The 4,982-nt window shown below is 68.3% G+C and carries 1 protein-coding gene; it reads left to right on the forward strand.

Going from position 1 to position 4,982, the window contains the following annotated elements; translation table 11 throughout:
- The coding region (locus ACL03I_RS39030; RefSeq protein ID WP_412808604.1) for an amino acid adenylation domain-containing protein at positions 1–4,982 on the forward strand (4,982 nt) is incomplete at both ends.

Genomic DNA, 4,982 nt, shown 5'->3' on the forward strand with positions numbered 1-4,982 from the left:
GAGTCGTTGCCGGGGTACATGATTCCGGCGTCGATTGTGGTGTTGGACGAGATTCCGTTGACGCCGGTGGGGAAGTTGGATCGGGCGGCGTTGCCGGAGCCGGTGTTCGCGGTGCGGGCGTTTCGTGCGCCGTCGACGCCGGTGGAGGAGATCGTGGCGGGGGTGTTCGCGGCGTTGTTGGTGGCGCAGGAGGACGGCCGCGTCGGTGCGGATGACGACTTCTTCGAGTTGGGTGGGAATTCGTTGTTGGCGGCGCAGGCGGCGGCGCGGATCGGTGCGGCGTTGGATGTGCGGGTGCCGGTGCAGTTGTTGTTCGAGGTGAGCACGGTTGCGGGGTTGGCTGCGCGGGTGGAGGCGCATGCGGGGTCGGCGGCGGGGCAGGCGTTGCGGGCGTGGCCGCGGCCGCAGCGGGTGCCGTTGTCGTATGCCCAGCAGCGGATGTGGTTTTTGAACCGGTTCGATCCCGCGAGTGGGGTGAACAATATTCCGGTCGCGGTGCGGTTGAGTGGTGCGTTGGATGTGGCGGCGTTGCGGGCGGCGGTCGCGGATGTGGTGGCGCGGCACGAGGTGCTGCGCACGATGTACCCCGAGGTCGACGGCGAGGGCTACCAGTTGGTGCTACCCGCGTCCGATCCGCGTGCCGTGCCGGAGTTCGTCATCGACCAGGCTGAGGAATCCGAGGTGCCCCCGCTCGTGGCAGCCGCGGTGACCGAGGGATTCGACGTCACCATCGCGCCGCCGGTGCGGGTGCGGTTGATCGTGTTGAGCGAGACCGAGCATGTGCTGGTGTGCGTGGTGCATCATATCGCTGGTGACGGGTTCTCGATGGGTCCGTTGACGCGGGATTTGATGAGCGCGTATGTGGAGCGTGTCCGGGGTGGGGCGCCGGTGTGGCCTGCGTTGGAGGTGCAGTACGCGGATTACGCGTTGTGGCAGCGGGAGATTTTGGGGGATGAGCGGGATCCGGGGTCGTTGCTGGCGGCGCAGGTGCAGTTCTGGCGGGAGGGGTTGGCGGGGTTGCCCGAGCAGGTGGAGTTGCCTGCGGATCGGGCGCGGCCGGTGGTGGCGTCGTATCACGGGGCCACGGTGGGGTTCGAGGTCGATGCCGAGGTGCATGCGGGGTTGAGCCGGGTGGCGCAGGCGCACAACGCGACGGTGTTCATGGTGGTGCATGCGGCGTTGGCGGTGTTGCTGGCGCGGTTGTCGGGCAGCCGGGATATCGCGGTGGGCACGCCGGTGGCCGGGCGGGGTGAGGCGGCGTTGGATGATCTGGTCGGGATGTTCGTCAACACGTTGGTGTTGCGTACCGAGATCGATCCGGGGGCGCGGTTCGAGGAGTTGCTGGCGGGGGTGCGGTCGGTGGATGTGGCGGCGTTCGGGCATGCGGATGTGCCGTTCGAGCGGTTGGTGGAGGTGCTGGATCCGCCGCGTTCGCCGGCGCGGCATCCGTTGTTCCAGGTGATGTTGACCTTCCAGAATCTGACGGTGCCCGAGCTCGAGTTGCCGGGGTTGTCGGTGTCGGGGCTGGATCTGGCGGTGGGGTTGGCGAAGTTCGATCTGCAGTTGGCGGTGGCGGAGAATCTCGACCGTCACGGTGGGGCGGGTGGGTTGTCGGCGGCGTTCACCTATGCCACCGATTTGTTCGATGACGCGACGGTGCGGGATTTCGCCGATCGGTTCACCCGGATCCTGGCCGCGGTGGCGGCGGATGCGTCGGTGGTGGTGGGCGATATCGATGTGCTGGCCGCTGGTGAGCGGGAGTTGGTGTTGCACGAGTGGTCCACTCCCGGGGCGCTGGTGCCGGAGGTGACGTTGGTCGATGTCATCACCACCCAGGCCCGTAACCGCCCGGACGCGGTCGCGATCCGTTCCGGTGACCGGTCGTTGACGTTCGGTGAGTTGCATGCGCGGGCGAATCAGGTGGCGCGGGCGTTGATCGCCCAGGGTGCGGGTCCGGAGTCGTTGGTGGCGGTGGCGGTGGCGCGGAGCGAGGAGTTGCCGGTCGCGTTGTTGGGGGTGTTGATCGCGGGGGCGGCGTATCTGCCGATCGATACCGGGTATCCGGTGCAGCGGTTGGAGTTCATGCTCGAAGACGCCGCCCCGGTCTGTGTGCTGACCACCGCCGCCGAGCTGGACTCACTGCCCGCGGGCAATATTCCGGTGCTCCTGTTGGAGGAGACCACCGGCTACGACGATTCGCGCGTCCGCAACCGCGAGCGGGTGCGGCCCCTGCGCCCGGACAATCTGGCGTATGTCATCTACACCTCCGGTTCCACCGGGGTGCCCAAGGGCGTGGGTGTGGCGCACCGCAACGTGGTCGAGTTGTTCGCCAACACCCAATTGCTGTTCGAGTTCGACGAGACCGATGTGTGGACGCTGTTCCATTCCTTCGCGTTCGATTTCTCGGTGTGGGAGTTGTGGTGCGCGCTGGCCAACGGCGGCAGCGTGGTCGTGGTCGACTACGTGACCTCCCGCTCGCCGGAGCAGTTCCGCGAACTGCTGATCCGCGAACAGGTCACCGTGCTCAACCAGACCCCCTCGGCGTTCTACCAGCTCGCCGAGGCCGACCGGGCAGCACACCACGACCAAGGCAAGTTCGCGCTGCGCTACATCGTGTTCGGCGGTGAGGCACTGGATCTGCGCCAGCTGCGGCGCTGGTACGAGCGCCATCCGGTGGACGCGCCGTGGCTGGTGAACATGTACGGCATCACCGAGACCACGGTGCACGTGTCGTTCCTGTCGTTGGACGAGCAGATGGTCGACAACCCGGCCAGCGTGATCGGCCGGGCGCTGCCCGGTCTGGACGCGTACGTGCTCGATGACCGGTTGCACCCGTCGCCGGTCGGGGTGGCCGGAGAGATCTACGTCGCGGGCGCGCAGCTCTCGCGTGGGTATCTCGGCCGTCCCGGTCTGGCCGCGACGCGGTTCGTGGCCAACCCGTTCGGAGCGCCGGGCTCGCGGATGTACCGCAGCGGTGACATCGGCCGGTGGGTCGGATTCGGTGGTCGAGCAACCCTGGAGTACGCCGGTCGCGGTGATCAGCAGGTGCAGTTGCGTGGCTTCCGCATCGAGCTCGGGGAGATCGAGGCGGCGCTGCTGCGCTGCCCGGGCGTGAGTCAGGCGGTGGTGCTGGTCCGCGCCGACGAGCATGCCGGTGACCGTTTGATCGGCTACGTCGTGCCCGACGCCGGGGCGAGCTTGGATGCGTCGGTGCTGCGTACCCAGGTCTCGGAGTTCTTGACCGGGTACATGGTGCCGGATGCGGTGGTCGTGCTCGAGGTGTTGCCGTTGACGGCGAACGGGAAACTGGACCGCCGAGCACTGCCCGCGCCGCAGGTGGTGTCGGCGGTGGCGTTCCGCGCGCCGAGCTCGCCGGTGGAGCAGGCCGTGGCCGAGGTGTACGCCGGGCTGCTGGGCGCCGGCGAGGTCGGGTTGGACGACGACTTCTTCGCGTTGGGCGGCAACTCGCTGCTGGCCACCCGCGTGGTCGCACGCATCAACGAAGCCCTCGACGCCGATGTCGCGGTACGCGAACTGTTCGAAGCCCCGACCGTGGCCGCCCTCGCCGCGCGGGTGGTGCCCGGCGCCGGCGGCGGCACCCGCACCGTGCTCGAACGCAGCGAACGCAGCGAACCGATCCCGTTGTCGCTGGCCCAGCAACGGATGTGGGTGCTCAACCAATTCGACCCCGCCTCCGCCGCCTACAACATCCCGATGGCCATCCGCCTGCACGGCGCCCTGGACGTCTCCGCCCTGCGCTACGCACTGGCCGACGTCCTCGAACGCCACGAATCCCTGCGCACCCGCTACCCCGCCGGCGGCCCCGGCGCACTACCGTTCCAGCAGATCCTCACCGTCGACCAAGCCCTCCCCACCGGACTGGAGGTCGTGGTCACCGACGACCCCACCACCCAGGTGATGGACTTGATGCTCACCGGCTTCGACGTCACCACCGAAGTCCCCGTCCGCGCCCTGCTGCTGGAATCCGGCCCTGATGAACACCTACTGGCGTTCGTGGCCCACCACATCGCCGCCGACGGCGCCTCCATGGCCCCCCTGGCCCGCGACCTGGTCACCGCCTACCTCGCCCGCATCGGCGGCAACTCCCCCCGCTGGGCGCCACTGGAAGTGCAATACGCCGACTACGCCATCTGGCAACGCCACGTCATCGGCACCGACGACGACGAAACCTCCGTCGCCGCACGACAACTCGCCTACTGGCGCCACCAGCTCGCCGGGCTCACCGGGCAAGCCGAACTCCCCACCGACCGGCCCCGCCCCCCGATCCCGTCCATGCGCGGCGCCAACACCGGCTTCGCGGTCTCCCCCGACATCCACCAAGCCCTCACCGAGCTCGCCCGCGCCCACAACTGCACCCTGTTCATGGTCGTGCACGCCGCCCTGGCGGTCCTGCTGGCCCGCCTCACCGGCGACCCCGACGTCGCGATCGGCACCCCCATCGCCGGACGCGGCCAACGCGCCCTCGACGAACTGGTCGGCATGTTCGTCAACACCCTCACCCTGCGCACCCGCGTCGAAACCGGCATGAGCTTCACCGAACTCATCGACCAAGCCCGCGAAACCGACCTCGCCGCCTTCGCCAACGCCGACATCCCCTTCGAACGCGTCGTCGAAATCGTCGCCCCCGGCCGCGCCACCACCCACAACCCCCTGTTCGGGGTCGTGCTGTCGTTCCAGAACAACGAACAACCCATCCTCCAGCTGCCCGGCCTCACCGTCACCGCCCTGGACACCGACACCGTCGCCGCCAAATTCGACCTGCAAGTCAACATCAACCCCCACCACCACGACGACGGCACCCCCGCCGAACTCGACACCATCTTCACCTACGCCACCGACCTCTTCGACGAAACCACCATCCACACCCTCGGCCACCGACTCGAACGCATCCTCACCACCATCGCCACCAACCCCCACACCCCCATCGGCGACATCGACATCCTCGACCGAACCGAACGGGA

It is taken from the genome of Nocardia sichangensis (assembly GCF_047200615.1).
Lineage (GTDB): Bacteria > Actinomycetota > Actinomycetes > Mycobacteriales > Mycobacteriaceae > Nocardia > Nocardia sichangensis.